The organism is Nocardia sp. NPDC004168 (assembly GCF_040610355.1).
In the GTDB taxonomy this organism is placed as follows: Bacteria; Actinomycetota; Actinomycetes; order Mycobacteriales; family Mycobacteriaceae; genus Nocardia; species Nocardia sichangensis.
Genome location: NZ_JBEXME010000015.1, coordinates 1 through 21,011, shown reverse-complemented (window position 1 = coordinate 21,011; position 21,011 = coordinate 1). Strand labels below are relative to the sequence as shown.

Sequence of the window (21,011 nt, the reverse complement as noted above, 5' to 3'; positions counted from 1 at the left end):
ATGCTCGTGAAAGAGGCACCCACCGCGAGGGCGCCGCAAATCACCTGGCGCGGGCGTAGCCGCCTGGCCACGTCCACCCGGAGCCCGCTCCGGTCTCCACGTGCATCAGCCGACATCGACCGCGTCGGCTCCCCGTTGGACCAGCGATCGGATCGCCATCCCATCAACGAAAACCTCTACGCCTCAATTGCGCCCAACATGCCACCCACTTCGCAACTACATCTACATAGACCACTCCTCGTGTCCGGTCCGCGTGAACCTTTCGGACCGCGCCCGCCTGACCTGCGGCACGAAAAGTTGGGGTGGACAGCTCGGCGGCGCAGGTGTCCGGATCTACCTTTCGGATCGAGGGGCGTCAGCCCGGCTGGAGCACGCGACGGAGCGAGTGACAGCGGAGTGACTGACAGCAACGAGCGGATCTTTGCAGGTCAGCATCAGCAGTCACGAAACCTACATCCGAACTCCGAACCCACCCACGAAAAGTAGACCCGAACACCGAAAAGTACATCCGAACAGGACACCTCGCTACCACACCTCCACGACCCATGGCTTCCCCCTCATCTCAGGCACACCTCTTTCATCCCGGATAACACGGTTTGATAACGACCAGCGATTCGTCGAACTCGACGCAAAATCGGGTGGGCGAAACCCTTGGCAACAATCGCGAAGTGTGTGCTTGATAGATGTATGACCGCGACTATTCACAAAGTCGTGGCAGGCAATGGCTATCAGTACTATCTGCGAAATGTGGCTGCGCACGATGCCAGCTCGCGTGGCCGTTCCAGCCTGGCCGACTATTACTCCGCGCATGGTGAGGCACCTGGAGTCTGGCATGGCACCGGCTTGACCGCTCTCGACATCACCCCAGGCGATGAAGTGACCGAGGAACAGATGAAATCCCTGTTCGGGTTGGGTCGTCACCCGAACGCCGACCTGATCGAAACCGAAGTCTACGACGAGCAGGTCCGGCTGGGTGCCAAGCACAAGGATGCCGCGCGAGCAGCAGACAAAGCCTCCCGGTTGGGCAATCCGTATCGCGTTTATCGCGAGGTTTCCGAGTTCCGAAAACGATGCGCGGACGCATTCGAGACACACAATATGTCACGCGGATCGGATCCGCATGACGCTATTCCTGATGCCGAACGGGCACGCATGCGCACTGCGGTGGCGACAAAAATGTTCACCGAAGAATACGGTCGTGCGCCGATAGGTGCGCGCGAGTTGTCCGGCTGGGTGGCGAAGAACTCACGCCCGAACACCGCCGCGGTGGCGGGTTTCGACATCACGTTCTCACCGGTGAAGTCGGTGTCGGTGCTGTGGGCGCTCGCGCCTCGCAGCGTTGCGGAGAAGATCGAGGCCGCCCACCGCGCCGCGATCGACGACGCCCTGGCGTGGATGGAACAGCACGCGGTCGTCACCCGTCTGGGTCGTAACGGTGTTCGGCAGGTAGATGTCGAGGGCATCGTGGCTGCCCGGTTCACGCACCGCGATTCCCGTGCCGGCGACCCGGACCTGCACACACACGTGCTGATCGCCAATCGGGTCGCCACGCTGGATGGGCGTTGGCGCACCCTCTATGGCGCCGCGATCTATCAGTCCGTGGTCACCGTCTCGGAGATCTACAACACCCGTTTAGAGCACCACCTCGAGGATCTCGTCGGTGTGCAGTTCACTGAACGCACTATGAGCGATCAGGTTAAGCGACCGATCCGGGAAATCGACGGCATCCCAGCGTCGTTGATCGAGGCTTGGTCGCGGCGGGAAGCCGACATCAGACTGCGGTCGGGCACGCTCGCGGCAGACTTCCAGCAGCGGTTCGGGCGCGAACCCACCCCCGGTGAAATGTACGACCTGGCGCAGCAGGCCACGCTCGAAACACGCCCCGCCAAGCACGCCTTGCGGTCTCTGGCCGAACAACGCGCCAGCTGGCGGGCCGAGGCGCTGTGGCTGCTCGGTGGCCGGGGCGCCGTGTCGCGGATGATCACTGCGGCACTGAATCCTGGACAGACGCTGCGGGTTACACCATCACCGCAGTGGATCGCCCGTGCGGCCGAGCAGGTGTTGGAGGTGGTTTCGGAGCATCGCTCGACGTGGCGGGCCACCAACGTGCGCGCCGAAACCGAACGACAGTTGCGCGGCAAGGTCACGGGCAGAGAATGGGAACGGGTCACCACAGCCGTCGTTGCCGAGGCGTTGTCGCCTGCGCGGTCGATCGCGCGCGGGGACCCCGACCAGGCCGACGAGCCCGAATTGTCCACGGTTCCGCAGGTGCTGCGCCGCCGCGACGACACCAGCGTCTACGCGAATCCGGCAGCACAGCTCTACACTTCGGCGCGCGTGTTGTCGGTGGAGCGGCGGCTGATCGAGCTGTCGGTCCAGCCCGGCGGACGGCAACTGCCACCAGAAGCAGTCCACGCCGCCGTCCACAGCTTCAACACCACCCACCCGGACCGGCCGTTGAATACCGGGCAGGTCGGTGTCATCGGAGGCTTCGCCACCTCCGGCTTGCGCGTGCATACTGCCAACGCCCCGGCCGGAACAGGCAAGACCACTGCAATGTGCGTGCTCACCGACGCGTGGCACACCAGCGGCGGGAACGTCCTCGGCCTCGCTCCCACCGCATCGGCTGCGGCAGTGCTGGGGAGGTCGATCGGCGCCCGCGTGGAGACCGTCGACAAGCTCCTCTACGTCTTGAACCAGCACACTCCGGGCGCGGACAGCCCCGAGTTCGAACCACCCCCGCTGCCGGATTGGGTGCGTGAGATCGGCTCGGAAACGTTAGTGATCATCGATGAGCACGTCAGGATCAGCAACATCAAACGCCTACGACTGCTCGAGTTCTTAACCGAGCGCGGGGCGACGATCCGCTGCATCGGCGACGACCAGCAGCTGCCCGCGATCGAAACCGGCGGTGCGGACACCGACATGCGTGTCGCCGCAGCCGACCACACGATGACCCTCACGAACGTCGTGCGGTTCGCCTCGACGGCCGAAGGGACTGCCAGCTTGCAGCTGCGCGACGGCGACCCGGCCGCGTTGGGTTGGTATCTGGACAACGGCCGTGTGTATGCCGGTCACCACGGTGCCACCCACGGTGACGCCTACACCGCGTGGATGAGCGACCATCTCTCCGGCCGTGACGGCGTCATGCTGGCGGCCACGCACGAGGTGGTGAGCGCGTTGAATATTCGCGCACGAGCCGACCGGATCGCGCGGGCCGGGGGCGTAGTCGGCGGCGAGTGTGTGCTCGCCGACGGCCTGACCGCCTCTGTCGGCGACACGATCCGCAGTCGCCGAAACAATCCACGACTGCGTCTCGGCGACCACGATTGGGTGCGCAACGGCTACGTCTGGACCATCACCGCCATCCACAACGACGGCAGCATCATCGCCACACACCGCCACTCCCGCGACGAAGATTCCGGCGGGAGTGTGCGCTTTCCTTCGGATTATGTGCGCGCGCATGTGCGTCTCGGGTATGCCGCGACGATCGATTCCGCGCAAGGAATCACCGCCGACACTTGCCATGTCGCGCTCACAGGAGGCGAATCGCGCCAGCAGTTGTATGTCGCGATGACTCGTGGTGTCCATGGCAACCACCTCTACATCCCGACCGCATCGAACGGCAGCGAAGCCTCCTTTTGGAGCGAACCCGCCGTCGTTCCACGCACCGCAGTCGAGGTTCTGGTGTCCATCCTCGAGCGCGATAGTGCACAGAAGTCCGCGCACGTGCAGCTGCGTGATGCGCTCGATCCGCACACCCGGATCGGGCGTGCCCTCGATATCTACCTCGACGCGATCGGGGTCGCAGCCGAAGAAGCGCTCGGTCCGGCCGGACTGGACCGCATCGACACTGCGGCCGAAAACCTGCGCCCGCATCTCACCGACAGCCCCGCCTACCCTCTCCTGCGCCAACACCTCGCGTTCGTCGCGATGACCGGACGCGACCCCATCACCGCCCTACACACCGCGGCCGCGCGCGAACTCGACACCGCCCACGACCCCGCAGCCGTCCTCGACTGGCGCCTCGACCCGTCCGGCACACACTCCACCGGCACCGGTCCCTTGCCCTGGACCCGCGGACTACCCCACACGCTCGACGACCATCCCCTCACCAAAGAACTGCGAGCCCGCCACCGCATCGTCGCCGACCTCGCCGAACAGATCCGCGACGACACCGGCAACTGGACACCCGCCACCGCACCCCACTGGGCGCGCGCACTGTTGGATGTCGACCCGCAGCTGGTGGCCGACCTAGCCGTGTGGCGAGCCGGTCTCCACATCCCCGACCACGACCTACGACCCACCGGTCCACACCGCTACGCCACCATAGAACACGAGCATCAGCAGAGGCTTGACCGCCGTGTCACAAGCGCTTTGGGGGACCGTAATCTGCCGGTCAAAAAGTGGGCGCCCGTCGTCCAACACCTCAACCCACGCATCACCACCGACCCCTACTGGCCCACCCTCGCCGCCAAACTCGAGACCGCACACGAAAGCGGAATCGACGTCATGGGCCTGCTCACCGACGCCGCGAACCAACATTCCCTCCCAGACGAGATGCCCGCCGCCGCGCTGTGGTCACGCGTGCAACTCCAAACACCCACCTCCGACAACGGCGTCATCCACCATCAGCCATCGGACGACGACGCCACGAACTCACTGTCCTCAGAGCTGACAGGGCAGGCGGAGAGCAACCCCCTGATGCTGCTGACCGACGAGGAACTCGATCAGCACATCAGCGAACTCCACCAGCAACTTGCGCTCGTCGACACGGATGCGTTCATCTTCAGCCCTGCCACGTACCGGCACGAAGAGCCCGATCCCGAAGACACCGCCCGCCGCCACCGCGCCGCGCAGGAGGCGATCCGCAACGCCCAACACGCCGACCACCAGCTCGAGGCGGCGGTCGAAGCCGCTGGCACCGCAGCGACCGAATTACACAATGCCCGAGACGAACTCGCCGCGACTCCCCGCTACCGCCGCGGCCACCGCCGCCAGCTACAAGCCCGCATCGACACACTGATCGTCGAACGCAACATTCGCGACCGGCATCACAACTCTGCCCGCACCAACGCCCGCAACGCTCACCGTGAGGCAGTCCTCTTCGCCGGGCCAGAAGACGACTGGCACCACCAACTCACCAGGCACCCACAACCACCGCCGAATGAGCAACTTCCCGAAAGCCAGGTCGAAGCCACCGTCGATGAAGAAGCCAGCGAGCGCACCACCTACTTCCGCCGGCAACTCGTCGAATACCACGCCGAACAGCACCGCCGCAGCACACTGAGCCCGGAACACCGGGTACTGGAAGACCAACTTCGGCAAGCTCCCGCCATGGCGGGCGAGAACGACTTCGACGTCGACCAATCGGTGAGCGTTCCTGATCAGCAGATCGGTACGGATTTCGGACTATGACGTCATCGGCACCTGGACGGCCGAACCATACGGACGCCGATCAGGAGACCGCATGCCAAACCACGGCTCTGTCGACCGGTGCCTAGCGATCGGACGCGATGGCGCAGTTCATCGCACGCCATAGGCTCGCTCGGGTCTATCTCGCTAACGGTGGTTGCGGCGATCTCCATCAGTAGATTTGAGCGTTTGGCCAGCGATCACCTTCAAAGGCCGGATCACCCCGACCGGAAACTAACCAGTACCGGGATCGGATCCGCCGCTAATCGGACACTCTTGAGCTGGTAGTCGCTCGGACTGATTACCTCGATGGTCGCGGAGAACGACGCACGAGATCACGACACCGCTTGCCAGACTGCGGCTTGGTCGCCGGTTCGCAATGACACGAGGCGATGCCGCAGTTCTTCGTCTGCTGCGGGCTTGCTCGGTGCGAGCCGGATGTAGGCGCCGAGCGAGTGCAGTTCGGTGATGTCGCGCAGCAAAGTCCATCCGGGCCAGTCGAGCAGGTCGTATCCGTAGGCGGCTGCGAAGCGTGCCCGCTCGTGTTGTGGTTGGTGGAAGTGATCGGGCAACCCGTTCACCAGGTCGAGTTCGCGTGGCCCGATGCTGCATTGATCCCAGTCGATCAGCACCCACTGCCCATGATCGCAGACGGCGTTCTCGCTGTGGACGTCGACATGCACAAGACCTTCCCCGAGCGGGAATTCGGTCTGCGTGAACTGGCCGACCAGTGCCTCGGCGCGGGCGTGCAGCCACGCCCGCTCCGAGTCGGTGAGTGCAGGTGTCGTCCGCTCGTCATCGAGGGTTAGGGCTTCGAACAGCCGCCGCAGCGGCTGGTATCGCGGCACGGGGAACGGCGGCCGCGCCACCGAGTGCAGCCGCCGTACAAGTGCCCCGAGGTCGGCCGGGCCCGGCGGTTCAGGTGTGGGGCGGTAGGGCCAGAAGGTGGCGATTGCGCCGATGGCGATAACTGGCTGGGTTCCGGATGCTGGAGTGAGCGCGATGGATTGGGTTTCAGCTGCCAGCCACCGTGTGACGGCGACGGCGGTGTGAGCGCGCTCGCGCCGGTAGGCGGTGTCGGGCGCCAGGCGCACGATCAGATCAGCGTGCGGCAGCAACCACACTGCGTTCGACCGATGATGCAGCAGTTGCGCGTCGCGGTCGTCGACGCCGAACTCCTGACAGGCAACACTCACGGCTGCGCGACCGGGAAGCTGGCTTTCGGTGGTCATGAGCCCGCAGTAGCGAGGACCGCCCTCAGATCGCCGCGCAATTCAGCAACGATCGGGTCGCCGTCGTACTGGGTGGCGATGGTGTCCAGGTCGCGGAGGCGGACGTAGCAGCGGGGTGAAGACAGCTCGGTGATCGCCGTAATCGCCTCACGCCCGTACCGGTTGGCCGAGTCGAAATCACCCGCCTGCAAACAGGCGCCGGCAAGGGTGGGTAAGGCGACGGCGCGGCTGCGCGCATGTTCGCTGGCGTGGCCAGGGATCGCGGTGGACAGACGCTCGACCGCCGATAGCGCGAACTTGGGATCGGAGAGCGACAGCAAATAGATCGCATGGCCGTGTTGAGCGGCGATTTCCGCGGGCGTGACGAACCATGCCCAGGAGGGAGTGGTGTCGGGCTCGGCTGCTGCGTAGCGGTCTTCGGATAGCCCGAGGGCGCGCTGGGTGGCTGCGGAGTCGTTCAGGGATGCCCAGCACCAGCCCATTACCGTTGCGATGTATCCGGCGGTGATGGTGCTGATCGGATGGCGCCTGCTGGCGGCGGTCGATGAGGCGAGCTGCACGAATTTTAGTGCTTCATCAGGTCGTTTCAGGTGCAGGGACTGGTGGGCCATGTCGAGGAGAATGCTGACCGTCAGGTCGGTGCTGCGCGGATGGTCTTGGCCGCGGTGGGCGGTTTGCAGGGCGTATGTCCACAGTTTGCGGGCTGAGTCGTGTTCTTCGATGTCGTAGGCCAGCCAGCCGGCCATGCTTGCCAGGTCGGCGGTGGCGATCCACAGACGTGTTCGAACGTCCGTGGTGCATGCGGCGCCTTCCAGGGCGCGGACTTGGTGCAGTTGGGTGAGTGCAGCGGTCCGGCAGAGTCCGCCGCCGTGCGCGAGGTCCCATCGCCGGAATCCGTCGGTGATGGCTTCGATGGCGTCGATGTCGGCGGATCCGATGTGGGGTCGGGTGACTGGCTCGAGCCGGTCAGGAAGGATGCTGCCCAGCCGGTCGAGTTGCGGGTGAAGATGGGAACCGAGTGCGGCTGCGGTTGCCAGGGTGATGAAGTCTCTGCGTTCCACCCACGTCACCTCCTCGCGGGCCAGATTACTCGCAGTTCCGGAGCCGAACCCGAGCAGCGAGGCGGGGATCGCGAAGGTTTCGGCGATTCTGGCGACCAGTTTGGCGCTGGTGAGACGGCGTTCTCCGCGTTCGACGGCTGAGATTCTGGACTGTGTGAGGTCGAGCAACGCGGCCAGTTGAAGTTGTGAGAGGCCGGTTGCTTCGCGAATCACGGTGAACACGACGCTGAAGTCGTGGTCTGCCAGCGCCGCGCGGATCGTGGGATCGTCGAAGAAGTCGGCGGTGAGCGCGTGCTTGAACCCGGCAGCGCAGGCGCAGTCGGCACAGAGGTTTCCGGCGTGTTTGTTGGGCAGCGTCGTGCGGCATGTGCGGCAGATACGTCCCCCAGTATTCATATCTCACCTCAGTCGGTTGACCGCAGTTTGTCTCACAGTATGCGGTGGATGGCTTCTACGTGCACAAATGATCCTTTCGCCTGAACCCAGCCAGTTATTGACGATGCGCAAGCCCCAGTGGGGCTAGTCCCGTCGGGCGTTGGGACGGCAAGCCGCGGCCGCGAATCTGGGACCAGCACCCGATGCCGGGGCATGCGGTCGACTCCCTTCCGCCCTTGCAAGTAATCAGCAACGGGCGGAGCCGGATTCGGGCGCGCGCGACTGGGCCCGGCATCGGCGTGCCCACCCACCGACTGTCAGGGAGCTGTCGTGAGAATTTCGCAGAACACACGGGATCTGTGGGCCGTGCAGTATCGCGACTGCGCGGTTGAACCTATCGATTTGGATCTGGACCGCGCCCGCTTCATTCTCCACGCTCATGCTGCCCACGGGGGCGGATGTCTTCCCTACCTCGCGGCGATGGCCTACTCGTTCGGAATCGAGGTGTAGCCCGAGCATGCCCCCCGAACGCCCCACATCCATACTCACTCGTTCATCGCAGATGACAACGGCTGTGCGACAGGATGCCTCGCTCTTCGGGCCGGATTCTCGGCTTCCTCGGATTCCGGACTGGCACCAGCTATGCGCGGCGTTCCGCGGCGTGACGGGCCACAACCCGGGCGACCATCTGATCACGCGGTGGGCGCAGGCGCTGGCGCATCTGCACCGCACCCGCCGCGTCATCCCCGACCGCGCGGCCGAAGTCGACCGACGCCGAGACGATGTCGTCACGCTGATCGACAACTGGGTTGGCATCTACATTCAGCCACGACGCGGCACCAAACGCATAGGACCGGCAGTGGATGCCCTGGCCGCCGCGTACGTCGATGCCGAACTGACGCTGGCGGCCGCCGAGCACGCCTCCGAACCCGCCGTGCGTGAGGCATGGATCCACGTCAGTGCCCTGGCGGTCGACTGGGCTGACCTGATCACCGAAGTCGTCGACGGCCAACCGCCCCCACCGCGGCCTACCGGGCCCACCACTCCGATACGTCCCTGATCGAAAGGACACGCCAAATGTTCACCCTCGCAACAGATCCTCAGTTCATCGCTACCTCTCAGGCCGAAGACATCGACCCTGACACCGCCGCCCGCCGGGTCGAAAGCGGCACCCTGGTGTTCCTGCGGTCGCACGCGAGCCGGCACATGACGGCCTTCAAACCGCTGCTCGTCGGTGAGGACACCCGCCGCAAAGTCGCCGCTCTCGTCGGACTGGGGCCGCGTGACCGCGACCGGCAGACCATCGTGGAAAGCATGGCGGTCATCCTCGCCGCTGGACCCGACGCTGTCATGGACCTGACCACCAACCCCGAAGGGGTGGCGCTGCGCGCGGATCTGAAGGAAGTCATGGGCGTACCGCTCGGCGCATGCCTGACATACGACCTGTTCGCTGACCCGCGGAAGAAACTGAGCCGCAACGAATTCCTGGACCGATTCGAGCTCGGGTTGGCCGCTGGCGTCGACTTCGTCCTCATCCACGCAGGCATCAACCCCGCCCTCGCGCAGATGAGCGAGAAATCCGACCGAATCATGCCCACAACCTCACGAGGCGGCGGGTTGCTGGCCCGCTACATGCGCGTCCACCACTGCGACAACCCTCTCATCGAGTACTTCGACGGAATCCTCGACATCTGCCGCCGCCACGAAGTCGTCCTCGACCTCGGCGACATCTTCCGCCCCGGCGCCACCGCCGATGCGGGCGATGACCTCAAATGGCGCGAAATCCACCTGCTGGCCGAACTCCGCAAAGACGCGTTGAGCGCCGGAGTGCAGGTGTTGTGCGAAAGCGGCGGACACATGCCGCTGCACCGCATTCCCGAACTGATCCCCGCCTACAAAGAAGCGCTCGGCGGCGCGCCGCTGTGGCTGGCCGGACCGATGGTCATCGACAACGGCGTCACCCTCGACGACACCGTCAACGCCCTCGGTGTCGCGGCGGCCGGACAGTGCGGCGGCGACATGTTCGCCTCCATCACCCACAACGAGCACTACGCCATGCCCACCGCACCCGACACCGCCACCTCGATCCGCATGGTCCGTGTCGCGATCACAGCGCTCGACCTCGTACGCGGCTGGAAACCCGAAATCGCACGACAGCGCGCGATCAGCGTCGCCCGCCGCGCCAACGACTGGGACATCCAGCAAGGCCACGCCCTCTACCCCGGCCTGGCAGGCAACGCGTTCATCACCCACGGCCTGCGCAAAGGCGCGCCCTGCACCATCTGCGGCTCGCTGTGCCCGCACATCACCGCGAAAAAGGTCCACGAGGAAACACCTGTCCCCGCCCACCAGCCCGGACCCGTTCTGCTGCCCATGCCCACGCCTTCCATCGAACCGGAGGCATGAAGTGGACACCGCCTTGGCCGAACGCATCACCGCCCGACTCCCCCACGCCACCGCCGTCGCCCGCGAAGCCCTCGATATCGCCGAAGACCTCCGCACGCTCGGGCACTGCGTACCCGCCGACGACTGGCTGATCGTCGGCGGCTCCCTCGCCCGCGGCGAACCCACCTTCATCCGCCACGACGGTAAGCCGCTGCTGATCAGCGACGTCGACCTCCTATACGTCCACTACGGAGACCACCCCTCAACCCAGATCCACGAACTCGTGTCCCTCGCCGAGAAACACTTCACCACAGTGGATTTGATGACCTTGCCGCTCAGCGACTACCGCGCCATCCAAACCTCCCTCGGGCACGACTTCAAAAATCTCGGCCTGCCCGTCACCGACCGCGGCCTACCCGAACACCACCCCGTCACACTCGACATCCGCGACGCTTACGAAATCCTGCTCTACTACACACAGGCCTACTTCTGGCTCGGCCTCCACGACCAATGGTCCGCCGGAACGGCCTCCACACACTTCCACCTGCTCATCAGCCGACTGTGCGTGAAGATCCTGCGAGCCACCGCCATGCTCGACGGCGCCTACGCCCACCACGACTTCGGTCACATGGCGCCGCACCTCGCCGAACAGATGCGCGCCGAGCTGCGCTGGCGAGCCGACCCCACCCAGCCGCCGATGGATCCGGGACGATTCTGGACCTACCTCCACCACGCCTTCACCCGGTTCGACGCCGAGTTCGGACAACCACGCTCCGACGCGGTCAACTACACGCGCTACGCCGTGACCAGCAGCGGCCGAATCGTCGCCCGCCACCACCAAACCGTCCACGCCCTCGCACGCGCCATGGCCGACGCATGGCACAGCACACCCGACCCGACCGCATTGACTACGGTGAAGCAGCGCGCCTGGGAACGCATCACCGGCTGGACCGGAAGCGCACACCGAGAAAGCCCCGAAGACCACTTCCGCGCGCACAAACAGGCCATCCACGACCACCTACTCGCCATGAAAGTGCAGGTCAGATGAAAATCCTGGTCACCGGGGGTGCAGGATTCGTCGGAGCCACCGTCACACGGCTCCTCCTCGACGCCGGACACAAGGTCACCGTCATCGACGACCTCTCCCGCAACGACGACCGCCAAATCCCCCACGACGCCGAATTCATCAAACTCCGCGTCCACGACATCGCCCAAATCCTCACCCCCACCGCCGGCTACGACGCCGTCCTGCACTTCGCCGGCCTCATCGCCGCAGGCGAATCCATGCACCACCCCGAATGGCACTGGGACAACAACACCCGCGCCTCCCTCGCCCTGCTCGACGCCATGCACACCGCCCACGTCAGCCGACTCGTCTTCTCCTCCACCGCCGCCGTCTACGGCGAACCCACCCAACTACCCCTGCTCGAAACCTCACCCACCAACCCGGTCAACACCTACGGCGACACCAAACTCGCCATCGACAAAGCCATCACCACCTACACCCGCGCCTCCACGCTCGGCGCGATCTCCCTGCGCTACTTCAACGTCGCAGGCGCCCACCACTGCGGCGACGGCACCATGATCGGCGAACGCCACAACCCCGAAACCCACCTCATCCCCCTCGCCCTCGACACCGCCCTCGGCCACCACGACAAACTCACCCTCTACGGCGACGACTACCCCACCCCCGACGGCACCTGCATCCGCGACTACATCCACATCACCGACCTCGCCCACGCCCACCTCCTCGCCCTCGACAACATCCACCCCGGCGAACACAAGATCTACAACCTCGGCAACGGCATCGGCTACTCCAACCACCAAGTCATCCAAGCAATCCGCGACATAACAGGGATCCCGTTCGACATCGAGACCGCACCACGACGACCAGGCGACCCCGCAACCCTCTACGCCTCCTCCGAACTCGCACAACGCGAACTCGGCTGGACACCACAAAAACCCGGCATCACCGACATCGTGCGCGACGCGTGGAAGTTCCACAGTCAGCATCCGTTGCATTAGCCACAATGCGTCGGGGGTCACAGGCCGATCGCCTGTCCCGACGGTTCCGGGCGGGACGCAATTTTCCCGCTCGAAGCGTGGGGTAAGCGCGGGGAGGGTCAAGTTGGTGCCACCCCGGGCGGCTGGTCATCGCTGGCCCCGCGCTGGGGCCAGCGCGGGTTCGGTCAGGGGCGGGTCGCTGGCCCGGCCATCAGGATTATTCGATGCACGGACCCCGCCAGTGTCGGCGGCGGTGCACCGATCCCACGAGGGTCTCGGTGAAGACGATGGCGTCGTCGGCGCTCTCGGGCAACAGGTAGTGCGCCTCGTCCTTGGGTGCCAGGACGCGGCGGCCGTACGCAGTTGGCGGCCCGCCGCGACCGGGGGTTCCGCCGCACTACAACGATTCGGCATGACCCTACGAGACACCCACGGCCGCGCCCGCTGACCGCCCCTTGTCGCTTCCCGCGGGGCGCCGAAGACTCGTCGCAAGAGCGACGAATCCGGCCCAGGTCTCAAAGCAGAACCGCATCTTCGGCCTTCAAGGTTGGCTCTGTCCATCATTTGTGACCGCAGTTGTCCACGAATCGTGACAGCACCATCGATCAGCGTCAGGCGTTGTTCACGAACGCCGACGGCACCGCCTGGCGGGCACTGGCACGCCCGCCCATCGGCACTACAGGGTTTGGCGCTCACTTGACGTCAGGGACTCCGCCGGACATGGGTGGCGATGGGTGGAGCTGTGCGGGTGCCGATTTCGGCCAGGTCTGTGGCCCTGGTGATGGGCTCGAGAGGCAGTGGAATCCACCGAGACGGTCCAGCCGATATCGGCACCAGCGTCGGCCGCTACCTGAACTGCGACGAGGATGCGTTCCCAGGTGCCGTCCACGGCCCACCTGATCAGGCGTTTGTGAGCGGTCTGGAATGAGCTGAGCTCGTCCGGCAGCTCTCGCCAGAGCAAGCAGGTGCGGTACCTCCACGCGATGGCTTCCAAGGTTCGGCGGTGATCGGCCCATCGTCGACCGCGGACCGGATCGGTCGGCATCAGCGGCTCCATCCGGTCCCACATCGCATCAGTGATCACTAATCGGACGGACATATTCGATCAACTGACCGACAGATCAAAGAGACAGGCTCTAGACCGCCAACGTCAGCCACCTGCAACATTGCGACCGGCACCCCTGGGCGGTGTTCAATGCCATGATCCATCACGGCGATGCTGCAGTAGCACCGAAAGACCCGGAAGGTAACGCGGCTCCACCGGAGGCGATGGGTGTGTAGTCCGATTTCTCGCGTCCAAGCCGAGAAAGGGGCACTGCGTGATGGAGGATCGACGTGGCTATGGGTGAGCACACCGCCGGATCGTTGCTGTGCGCTGGCGACTTGGTCACCGACGCGGCGCTTGAGGTCGACGATCACGACGCGTTCGATCACCGTGCGATCGCTCATCGCATCGCGGAGTTGGTGTGCGTCGCGACGCCACCCGTCAACGTCGCGCTGTTCGGCGCATGGGGTTCGGGTAAGTCGAGTGTTTTTTCCACGGTGAAGGACACCGTCGAGAGCCGTAGCCGCACAACACGCGTAATCCGATACGACGCATGGAAATACGGTGGCAAAGCACTCAAACGCAACTTCATCGCGAGTGCAGCCCACAGCTTGTCCATCAATCCCAACGACTTGCGCATCGATCTGCACAACCAGAAGGAGTTCAACGATTTCAACTTGCTGAGATGGCTGTGGCGCAGCCGCGGCAACCTCGTCGTCGGTATTGCCGCCGCGGCGATATTCGCGCTGGTGTGGGGCCTTCTCATGACCGTTGTCACCGTCTACGCCGCGGACATCTCCCGACGTGAAGCGCTGATCAGTAATCTCGTTCCCGCTGGCACCGTCTTCTCGCTGGCGCTCATAGCGTTGTTGGTCGGACCCAAAGCCCTCGAATCCGCCAACGTCAAGATCAGCACGCCAGCTCCGGTCGACGACGATGAGTTCGCGACCGCCTTTCAGGAACTGGTGCAGAAAGCGACCGGCGGCAAGGGACGTTTGGTGGTGTTCATCGATGAACTCGACAGGTGCTTGCCCGAGGATGTCGTTTCCACGCTGATCGATCTGAAGACCTTTCTCGATCAGAGCAGGTGCGTCTTCATCGTCGCCGCCGACCGCGAGGTCCTGGTTCACGCACTGCAGAAGGTGCCGCAGGCCAAGCCCCTGCGAGAAGACGAACCGTATTACGCCACGCCAGGAGCATTCCTGGATAAGATCTTCCAGCACCAACTTGCTCTGCCGCCCTTGCGGCCGCAAGCGCTGGGAAGGTTCGCTCGCGAACTGGTTCATGACCACGATGGCATCTGGGCCGAACTTCGAAATGCCGGCAATGGCGACCGCGAATTTGACCTCGTGATTTATTCGCTGATTCCCGCTCACGTGCGTAGCCCACGCCGTGTCAAGGTCCTTCTGAACGCCTTCGCCACCAATATGCGCGTCGCACAGGCTCGAAATATCGACCATCTCGCTCGTGCTGCCGAGATCGCGAAGCTCACTGCGCTGCAAACGGAGTTCCCCGCCGTAGCCGCGGATCTTCTCACGGTGCCACGCCTGTGCTCATGGCTGCTGAACCCGCCAAGCGACCTCCCTGACGGGGTGAGTACGGTTCTCAAACGCTATGAGGTAGCCGAAATCGCAGCGGTGCCGCTGCCGGGCAACGGCGATGCTCAGAGTCCGGCGGGCCCTTTGCTGGGAACCGCACTGGAGGCCGGTGACAACGACACCCGTGCTGCTCGCCGAGCGGAGAACCGACTCAACCTGGAACTGTGGGCATACCTCCGCAAGACCGCCGCCGTCGGTGTCCACGATCCACGCCCGGAACTGCTGTACCTCAAGGGCGCTGGCTCCGAGCAAGGGATAACCGATCCGCAACTCGGTCACATCATTGATTTCGCCGGTGAGACGCCACCCCAGGACACCGTTGCTGCCTTCGCCAGTCAGCCCCCGGGCACCCTCCGGATCGCCGCTGTTCTCATGGCGCAGCATTCCGACGCCGAATTCGGTCCTTCCAAAGCTTTTCTCGTCGAATCGGTGTGCCGGTTGGCTACGAAACTCGGCGGTGAAGAGCTCGCACCGATTGCCGCACAACTCGCGCCGAGCGTCGCGGTCATGGCAGGTGATCCGGATTGGACACCGCGGATGCTGCCGGGCAGCGTGCTGATCGCTGCTACCGCTGACGACGCAGGAATGCTCGACAAGCTGACCGATCTTCTCGGACAGGCCGATCCCGAACACCTCGGCCAGATTGTGCCCGCACTCGCGCACCTGCGAAACGGCGGGCACCGAGACCGCCTGCTGTCATATATCGCCCGCACCTACCCCGTCGACCCCCAGCCGTTGCTTGATGGTCTGGCCGACCTGCCAACAGCGCATGCCACCGCTCTATGGCGCGCCGCCAACCCAGTCGTCATAGAGCACTGGCACGAACTGGACATTCCGCCCGAGCCGCCCAGAGCAGCGGTCACGAGTGCAGCCACACCGACGGAGACGCCGACACCGAACACCGAAACTGTCGACGAACTCGTCGCTGAGGTCGCCTCGCTGCTCGAATCGGTATGTGCCCGCAGCGAGCCAGCCGCACAGCTGATGTCCGATGTCCTGCTGGCCGTCCAGCAACTCGCATGCGACGACCCTCGACTGCATACCACCATCCGTCGCTCCGCGGATCACATCCTGCCGCTGCTCACAGATCCGCAAGCCCGACAGCAGCATGCCCTAAGAGGGCTGCACCGCGGCTTCGTCGATGACATCGACTTCTGGGCAAGCTTCCTGCCTACACCCCCTGCGCAAGCCGATCTCGTCGCACGCGACGCCGTGGCGTCCCTGCTCAGCGTGATCGTTTCCGAGCCAGCCGACGTCACCGCAGATATCGCCGCAGTCATCGGGTCGGTGGCTGCTTGCGCCCCAGAAACTACTGTCGCTGACATCATCGCCGACGCTGAAACCGAACTGAAACCGCTCGACTGGGCCGGATCCGACACACTCGCCCGCCGCAAGCACTACTACGCCGCGCTGGACGAACTCGCGAACCGTGACGAGTCGGCTCGCGACATCCAGGCTCATGACCTCAGCTCGGCAGTCACTGCAAACGCCTACTCGACCAGCGTTGTCGATCAAGTCATGCAACTGGTTCCCGCACTTGAGCCCTCCGTCGCAGACCAAATTCGCGACAACCTCAGGCAACCTGACCCCCTACAGCCCACTGCCATCGGACACACCAGGGTCTACCTTGCGCTGACCCACCACACCGGTCATCCGCCGCTCCCTGCCGAGCTCATCGCCGCCATCACCACGACTGGACCCGACCATCAGCGACTGACCGAGGAATGGTTGGCAACCTCACCGGCGCATACTGAGGTCATCACCGCTATCTCGGCTCTGACGTCCTACTTCCCTAGCCAGGCACTGCGTGACTACAGCAGTTCCTTGACACTAGAGCGCCGCACCGAGTTGTGGATCCAGGCGCGGGGAAACGGCGTACCCGCCGACGTCTCGAAAGCCATCGGTCAGGCCGGCATCGGCGCCGATGCCGTCCGGTTCGTCTCCCGCCGCATCGAGGATGAGACCCGTCAGGCCGAGCGCAATCGGATTCTCGACTATATCCTCGCCGTGCCGTTAGACCCGTCCGCCGTGGCCGCCGCCAACGAGTTGACACTGCAGCTGCTCGGCCGCGACTGTAAGGGCGACGCCAGACTTGCCGCGCAGCTCATCACAAGAGTCGGCCCGGCTCACGGCTACAAAGAGAAACTGCGTAGCCAATTCCGCGCATACGATCAGGCCGAAACCTTTAACACCGCTCTCCGCAATGCCCTCGTCGATCAAACGCTTCTGGCGCCCAAATCTGAGGTTGCCAAACGTGGGACGCTGCAGCGACTCCTCGACAATTTCAGTAGATGAACGCGCCCACAGAGGCTTTCATTTCACGCGATTGCCGAAATGCGAGGGAGCGAAAAAGCGTTCGGCGGTGGAGGTGTTCGAGCCGCCGATCCAGGTTTTTGGCGGAGTGCCCAGATCCGCCGACGACAGTGATCATTGTTCGACTGTGCCGCGCAACTGAGCCGCTGTTCGAACCACTAGGCCAGCCTCACGAATGGAATACCAGGCTGGTGAGCAAAGCCCGTGGCGGCGGCGTGGTCGCCTGGCAGTTCTGCTCGGTCCAGGGCTGGTGGAGCGTGTTCGGCAAGAGACTCGTCATCGGGGTGGTCAGCCTGGCCCTGCTGAGCGTGGGCCCGCCCGTCCTGGTTGTCTAGCAGCCGTCGTACTCGCACGGCGTGGGCGGCAGCGGAACCGCGGCGACCTGCATGTGTCCACCGGCACATGGTTTCCCGCGCCTGTCCGCGCCTCGGCGGTCGGCACCCACATGACGATTTCGCGAGTCGGGAGCGTCTTATCAGCACGCTCACCCGACCCTACGCGCCACGTACATGAAACAGCGATCGAACACCAGCAAGACGTGCCCGTCCGACTGTGCGGGACATTCGCGCTGCCTCAGCGTCACTACTCCAAGTGCGCCGCCGCGAAGGCCGCGGGTGCCGCGTCGCTACAACCCGGCTACAGATCAGAACTCGACCGCGATAAGGACGGCATCGCCTGCGAATAAGGCAAACCGACGCTGTTTGTGCTGGCGTGGCACAGGAAGTGCAGCAGGACATCTGCTCACCGCTTCCGCAGGTCGATCTCTGTGGTTAGCGCATGTATCCCCCTCCGGACACGTTTTGTCATGCATCCTCTGCAAATTTGCAGAGGATGCGTTCTTTTCAGGGCCCCTAAGATGGTCTGGACACCGCAGATCCGCAAATTTGCGTAGTTAGTCGGTCAAAAGTGGAGGCGCTGACACGGGCGGGTGGTTCGATCGGTCGAGAATGGGGTTTCTGTCGGTGCTCAGAACGCCTTCTCAACCGGAAGCCTTCGTCGCTGGGTTCAAGAATCAGCGGCAGCATTCCTTCCATGCGGGTGTCCGCGAAGGAATCCGCGGCGGGGCGAGGGGGCGGGCGGCCAGCGGGAGCTGGTGGACGGCTCAGCGATGAATCTCCCGGTCGTTCGGTTCGGTGAGTCAGAAGTCGGCGCCGCAGTCGGTGATCACCGGGGATTCGGGCGACTCGGCGGCGACGGCCGCGGACTGGCCGTGCGGCAGCCCGCGGAAGATCACATCGTGGCGGCCGGTCCGGCGGCCGTCGTCCGTGCGAGCACCCGGTCGGCCAGCGGCAGCAGATGCCGCTGCAACTCCCCAGCGCGGTGCCCGCGTTGGAGCCCGCGGTCAGCGCCCCGAGGTGGGAGGGCCTGACCCGAACAGTGTTGTTCGGCAGTATCACTCCGTCCGCCGCTTCGGCGGCCCACAGGTGCCGTTGGCGCCTGCGCGGCGTCATTCGCAGCAGCCGACAAAGTCACCCACTGTGGGTACCTTTTCGGCTGTTGAGGATGAAAGGGTGCCCAGTGTGGGTGTATTTCCGAAAATGTGTACAAAGTGGGTAGCTCTTTGATCTTGACGCTCTGAGCGCTCGTCCGGGAGGCTTGTAACGGGCGGAGCCCGAATAAGTTGAGGTCGAGCAGATTTCGTCTTGGAGACAGGACGAGTCGCGTCATGACACTGGCAAGCATGTTGGGCGCTGCGAGCGTGGCTCGGGGCGGCGGTTGTTGGTGCCGTCGCAGTCGACGAAACCAGTGCAATCCGGACTGTCGGCGAGTGAGGAATCAAAGCGTGAGCACAAGGTCTGGAGAATGGTCATCCCGGCGGGTGCCGGCAGGCTGGGGCGTCCCGGAATCTGCGCCGATGTCTTCGGTGCATGGTTTCCCATCGGGTGTTGCGAGCGCCGACGGAGAAATCCGTGTGCAGTTCGAATCTGCTGGTAATGTCGTGGAGGCTTCATCATCGATGACCCGGGAGGCTCGTCGGGTGGGGCTTCCGTTCGCTTTTCCTGTCGAGTTGCCTGTGCCGCCGATGGGTGAGTTCACTTGTGCGACGACAACGATCGATCCCGCAGGCCGGTTGGGTGACCGGTCGGTGATCAAACGCTTGGGATGGGTTGCTGGGCAACCGGTATCGATCGAGCCCAGCCAGGGACTGCTGCGGACCCGAGCCGTCGCCGAGAGCGAGTCATCGATCGCAGCGAACGGCTACTTGTTCCTGCCGGTCTCCGCCCGCCGCTCGGTGCGCCTACACACCGGCGAGCGGGTTTTGATGGCCGGCGGCCTGGACTGCGGCGTTCTGGTCGTCTGCCCTCTACGGGCGGTCGGTGCGGCGTTGTGGTCCTACCGCCCGGATCTGTTCGAGGCGGCTGTCGGATGAACCGCGAGGATGTCGATACCGCCCTGCAACTGGTCGCCTCACTCGGGCTGACCCTCGACGACCTGGCATCCGCGCAGCCCGATCGAGCGCGCATGCCCACCATCAGCCAATACATCCAATGGATAGCGATCCGCAAGCCTGAAGGCACGAACCACTACCGCTCGTATTGGCCGATCATCGAAACAGTGTGGGGTCAACGATCTCTCGATTCGCTCACAGCGGTGGAGATCGAGGAGTGCGCGGCCCGGCAAAGGCTGCGTGCTGTCGTGCGGGCGAACAGCACAGGTGGGCGCGGCGCAGAAGCCAATCTCATCGCAGCGATGCGTTTCCTGTACCAGAACGCCCAGGATGACGGTCTGATCGAACCCGACGCGAACCCGGCTGCTCAGGCCCGCAAGGCACCTCAGCCTCCTGGACCCGCCTGCGCTCTGAGCGTCGAGCAGATCGAGGATCTCGGCCGCGTGGCCGCGACCACCGGCGATGACACCGAACTCGACGCACTCATCCTGCGACTACACATCGAAACCGCATGCAGCAGAGGTCCAGCGCTCGCGCTGCGTATCGAGGACCTCGAACGCGACGACTGCCTGATCCGACTGCACGAATACCGCGGCGCGATCCGATGGCAGCCCATCTCCCCCACCCTGATGACGCGCCTACTCGGCCACGTCAGACAACGCGGCGGCCGCAAAGCCGCCGACCGGGTCCTGCGCTACCAGAACGGAACACCCGCAGATCTCGCGCGCTACCAATACCTCGTCCGCCGATTTCGCCGCGAACTCCCCTGGGCCGACGACCTACAAATGAACATGAACTGGGTCTGTTACACCACAGAGGTATTCGTCGAAACAAATTTCGGACGTCACACCGCCAGACTGTTCAAACAACGACGCGCACGCGGCCGGAACACCGAAGACCAGAATCGGTTCGACCCTCACCGCCTGGCCACGGTCGCTGCGGTATTGGCCGCCCTCACCGGTGAGCCTCACCCGCTCGCACGCTAGTAGCCACACCTGCTATCCGGTACTTCCGGCATATGGAAGGGCGCTCGAGGGCTCTGGATGGCGGCGTGGCGACCATCGCCCGCCGATGCGGATTCGGCTCAGAGGAACACAGGTCGAAGCGGCGTTGCGATAGTTCCCGAGCACCATCAGTCCAGGACGCTCCGCCCGCGACCGACAGCAGACCGACCAGAACCGGAAAAACAAACCT

12 protein-coding genes and 2 pseudogenes are annotated in these 21,011 nt (G+C 64.4%); 10 read left to right on the top strand and 4 right to left on the bottom strand.

Going from position 1 to position 21,011, the window contains the following annotated elements; translation table 11 throughout:
- Positions 1-687 precede the first annotated feature (687 nt).
- The gene (gene mobF, locus ABZW96_RS24365) at positions 688-5,418 is read left to right on the top strand and encodes a MobF family relaxase (RefSeq protein ID WP_355077936.1); all 4,731 of its coding nucleotides are present in this window, start codon (positions 688-690) and stop codon (positions 5,416-5,418) included.
- 332 nt (positions 5,419-5,750) lie between these two features.
- On the opposite strand, the gene ABZW96_RS24360 is transcribed toward mobF, so the two are convergent.
- The gene (locus tag ABZW96_RS24360) at positions 5,751-6,647 is read right to left on the bottom strand and encodes an aminoglycoside phosphotransferase family protein (protein WP_355077935.1); all 897 of its coding nucleotides are present in this window, start codon (positions 6,645-6,647) and stop codon (positions 5,751-5,753) included.
- Entirely contained in the window at positions 6,644-8,104 is a 1,461-nt protein-coding gene (locus ABZW96_RS24355) for a helix-turn-helix domain-containing protein (RefSeq protein WP_281918472.1), read from the bottom strand. The genes ABZW96_RS24360 and ABZW96_RS24355 overlap by 4 nt, the downstream gene beginning before the upstream one ends.
- 640 nt (positions 8,105-8,744) lie before the next feature.
- Here ABZW96_RS24355 and ABZW96_RS24350 point away from each other — a divergent pair.
- From ABZW96_RS24350 to galE, 4 genes are read left to right on the top strand one after another with little or no spacing between them, the layout of a single operon-like run.
- Positions 8,745-9,143, top strand: a complete 399-nt coding sequence (locus ABZW96_RS24350; RefSeq protein WP_355077934.1) for a hypothetical protein — start codon at positions 8,745-8,747, stop codon at positions 9,141-9,143.
- Positions 9,144-9,160: 17 nt separating this feature from the next.
- Positions 9,161-10,489, top strand: coding sequence for a phosphomethylpyrimidine synthase ThiC (locus ABZW96_RS24345; protein WP_281918470.1), 1,329 nt, complete (start codon positions 9,161-9,163; stop codon positions 10,487-10,489).
- Position 10,490: 1 nt separating this feature from the next.
- Positions 10,491-11,516 (top strand): hypothetical protein, encoded by a 1,026-nt coding sequence (locus tag ABZW96_RS24340; RefSeq protein WP_281918469.1) that lies wholly within the window; start codon positions 10,491-10,493, stop codon positions 11,514-11,516.
- On the top strand, positions 11,513-12,493 hold the full coding sequence (gene galE, locus ABZW96_RS24335; RefSeq protein ID WP_355077933.1) for a UDP-glucose 4-epimerase GalE: 981 nt from the start codon (positions 11,513-11,515) through the stop codon (positions 12,491-12,493). Before ABZW96_RS24340 ends, galE begins: the two co-directional genes overlap by 4 nt.
- A 655-nt stretch (positions 12,494-13,148) precedes the next feature.
- Here galE and ABZW96_RS24330 read toward each other — a convergent pair.
- Complete coding sequence (locus ABZW96_RS24330) at positions 13,149-13,541, bottom strand: transposase (RefSeq protein WP_355078053.1); 393 nt, start codon at positions 13,539-13,541, stop codon at positions 13,149-13,151.
- A gap of 272 nt (positions 13,542-13,813) precedes the next feature.
- On the opposite strand from ABZW96_RS24330, the gene ABZW96_RS24325 reads away from it, so the two are divergent.
- The 3 genes and pseudogenes from ABZW96_RS24325 to ABZW96_RS24315 all read left to right on the top strand — a co-directional run.
- Positions 13,814-17,410, top strand: a complete 3,597-nt coding sequence (locus ABZW96_RS24325; RefSeq protein WP_355077932.1) for a P-loop NTPase fold protein — start codon at positions 13,814-13,816, stop codon at positions 17,408-17,410.
- Positions 17,411-17,619: 209 nt separating this feature from the next.
- Entirely contained in the window at positions 17,620-17,763 is a 144-nt protein-coding gene (locus ABZW96_RS24320; RefSeq protein ID WP_281918466.1) for a hypothetical protein, read from the top strand.
- Positions 17,764-18,008: 245 nt separating this feature from the next.
- A pseudogene (locus ABZW96_RS24315) lies at positions 18,009-18,113 on the top strand (excalibur calcium-binding domain-containing protein); the annotation flags it as partial.
- A 456-nt stretch (positions 18,114-18,569) separates the two neighbouring features.
- Here ABZW96_RS24315 and ABZW96_RS24310 read toward each other — a convergent pair.
- Positions 18,570-18,783, bottom strand: a pseudogene (locus ABZW96_RS24310) (N-acetyl-gamma-glutamyl-phosphate reductase); the annotation flags it as partial.
- Positions 18,784-19,406: 623 nt separating this feature from the next.
- On the opposite strand from ABZW96_RS24310, the gene ABZW96_RS24305 reads away from it, so the two are divergent.
- Entirely contained in the window at positions 19,407-19,799 is a 393-nt protein-coding gene (locus ABZW96_RS24305; protein WP_355077931.1) for a hypothetical protein, read from the top strand.
- Positions 19,796-20,803, top strand: a complete 1,008-nt coding sequence (locus ABZW96_RS24300) for a site-specific integrase (RefSeq protein WP_355077930.1) — start codon at positions 19,796-19,798, stop codon at positions 20,801-20,803. Before ABZW96_RS24305 ends, ABZW96_RS24300 begins: the two co-directional genes overlap by 4 nt.
- The last annotated feature ends 208 nt before the right edge of the window (positions 20,804-21,011 follow it).

Bases quoted from the DNA above. Each gene is read 5' to 3' on its own strand.
- mobF (WP_355077936.1), top strand. From the start codon at position 688: ATGACCGCGACTATTCACAAAGTCGTGGCAGGCAATGGCTATCAGTAC.
- ABZW96_RS24360 (WP_355077935.1), bottom strand. From the start codon at position 6,647: ATGACCACCGAAAGCCAGCTTCCCGGTCGCGCAGCCGTGAGTGTTGCC.
- ABZW96_RS24355 (WP_281918472.1), bottom strand. From the start codon at position 8,104: ATGAATACTGGGGGACGTATCTGCCGCACATGCCGCACGACGCTGCCC.
- ABZW96_RS24345 (WP_281918470.1), top strand. From the start codon at position 9,161: ATGTTCACCCTCGCAACAGATCCTCAGTTCATCGCTACCTCTCAGGCC.
- galE (WP_355077933.1), top strand. From the start codon at position 11,513: ATGAAAATCCTGGTCACCGGGGGTGCAGGATTCGTCGGAGCCACCGTC.
- ABZW96_RS24330 (WP_355078053.1), bottom strand. From the start codon at position 13,541: ATGTGGGACCGGATGGAGCCGCTGATGCCGACCGATCCGGTCCGCGGT.
- ABZW96_RS24325 (WP_355077932.1), top strand. From the start codon at position 13,814: ATGGGTGAGCACACCGCCGGATCGTTGCTGTGCGCTGGCGACTTGGTC.
- ABZW96_RS24300 (WP_355077930.1), top strand. From the start codon at position 19,796: ATGAACCGCGAGGATGTCGATACCGCCCTGCAACTGGTCGCCTCACTC.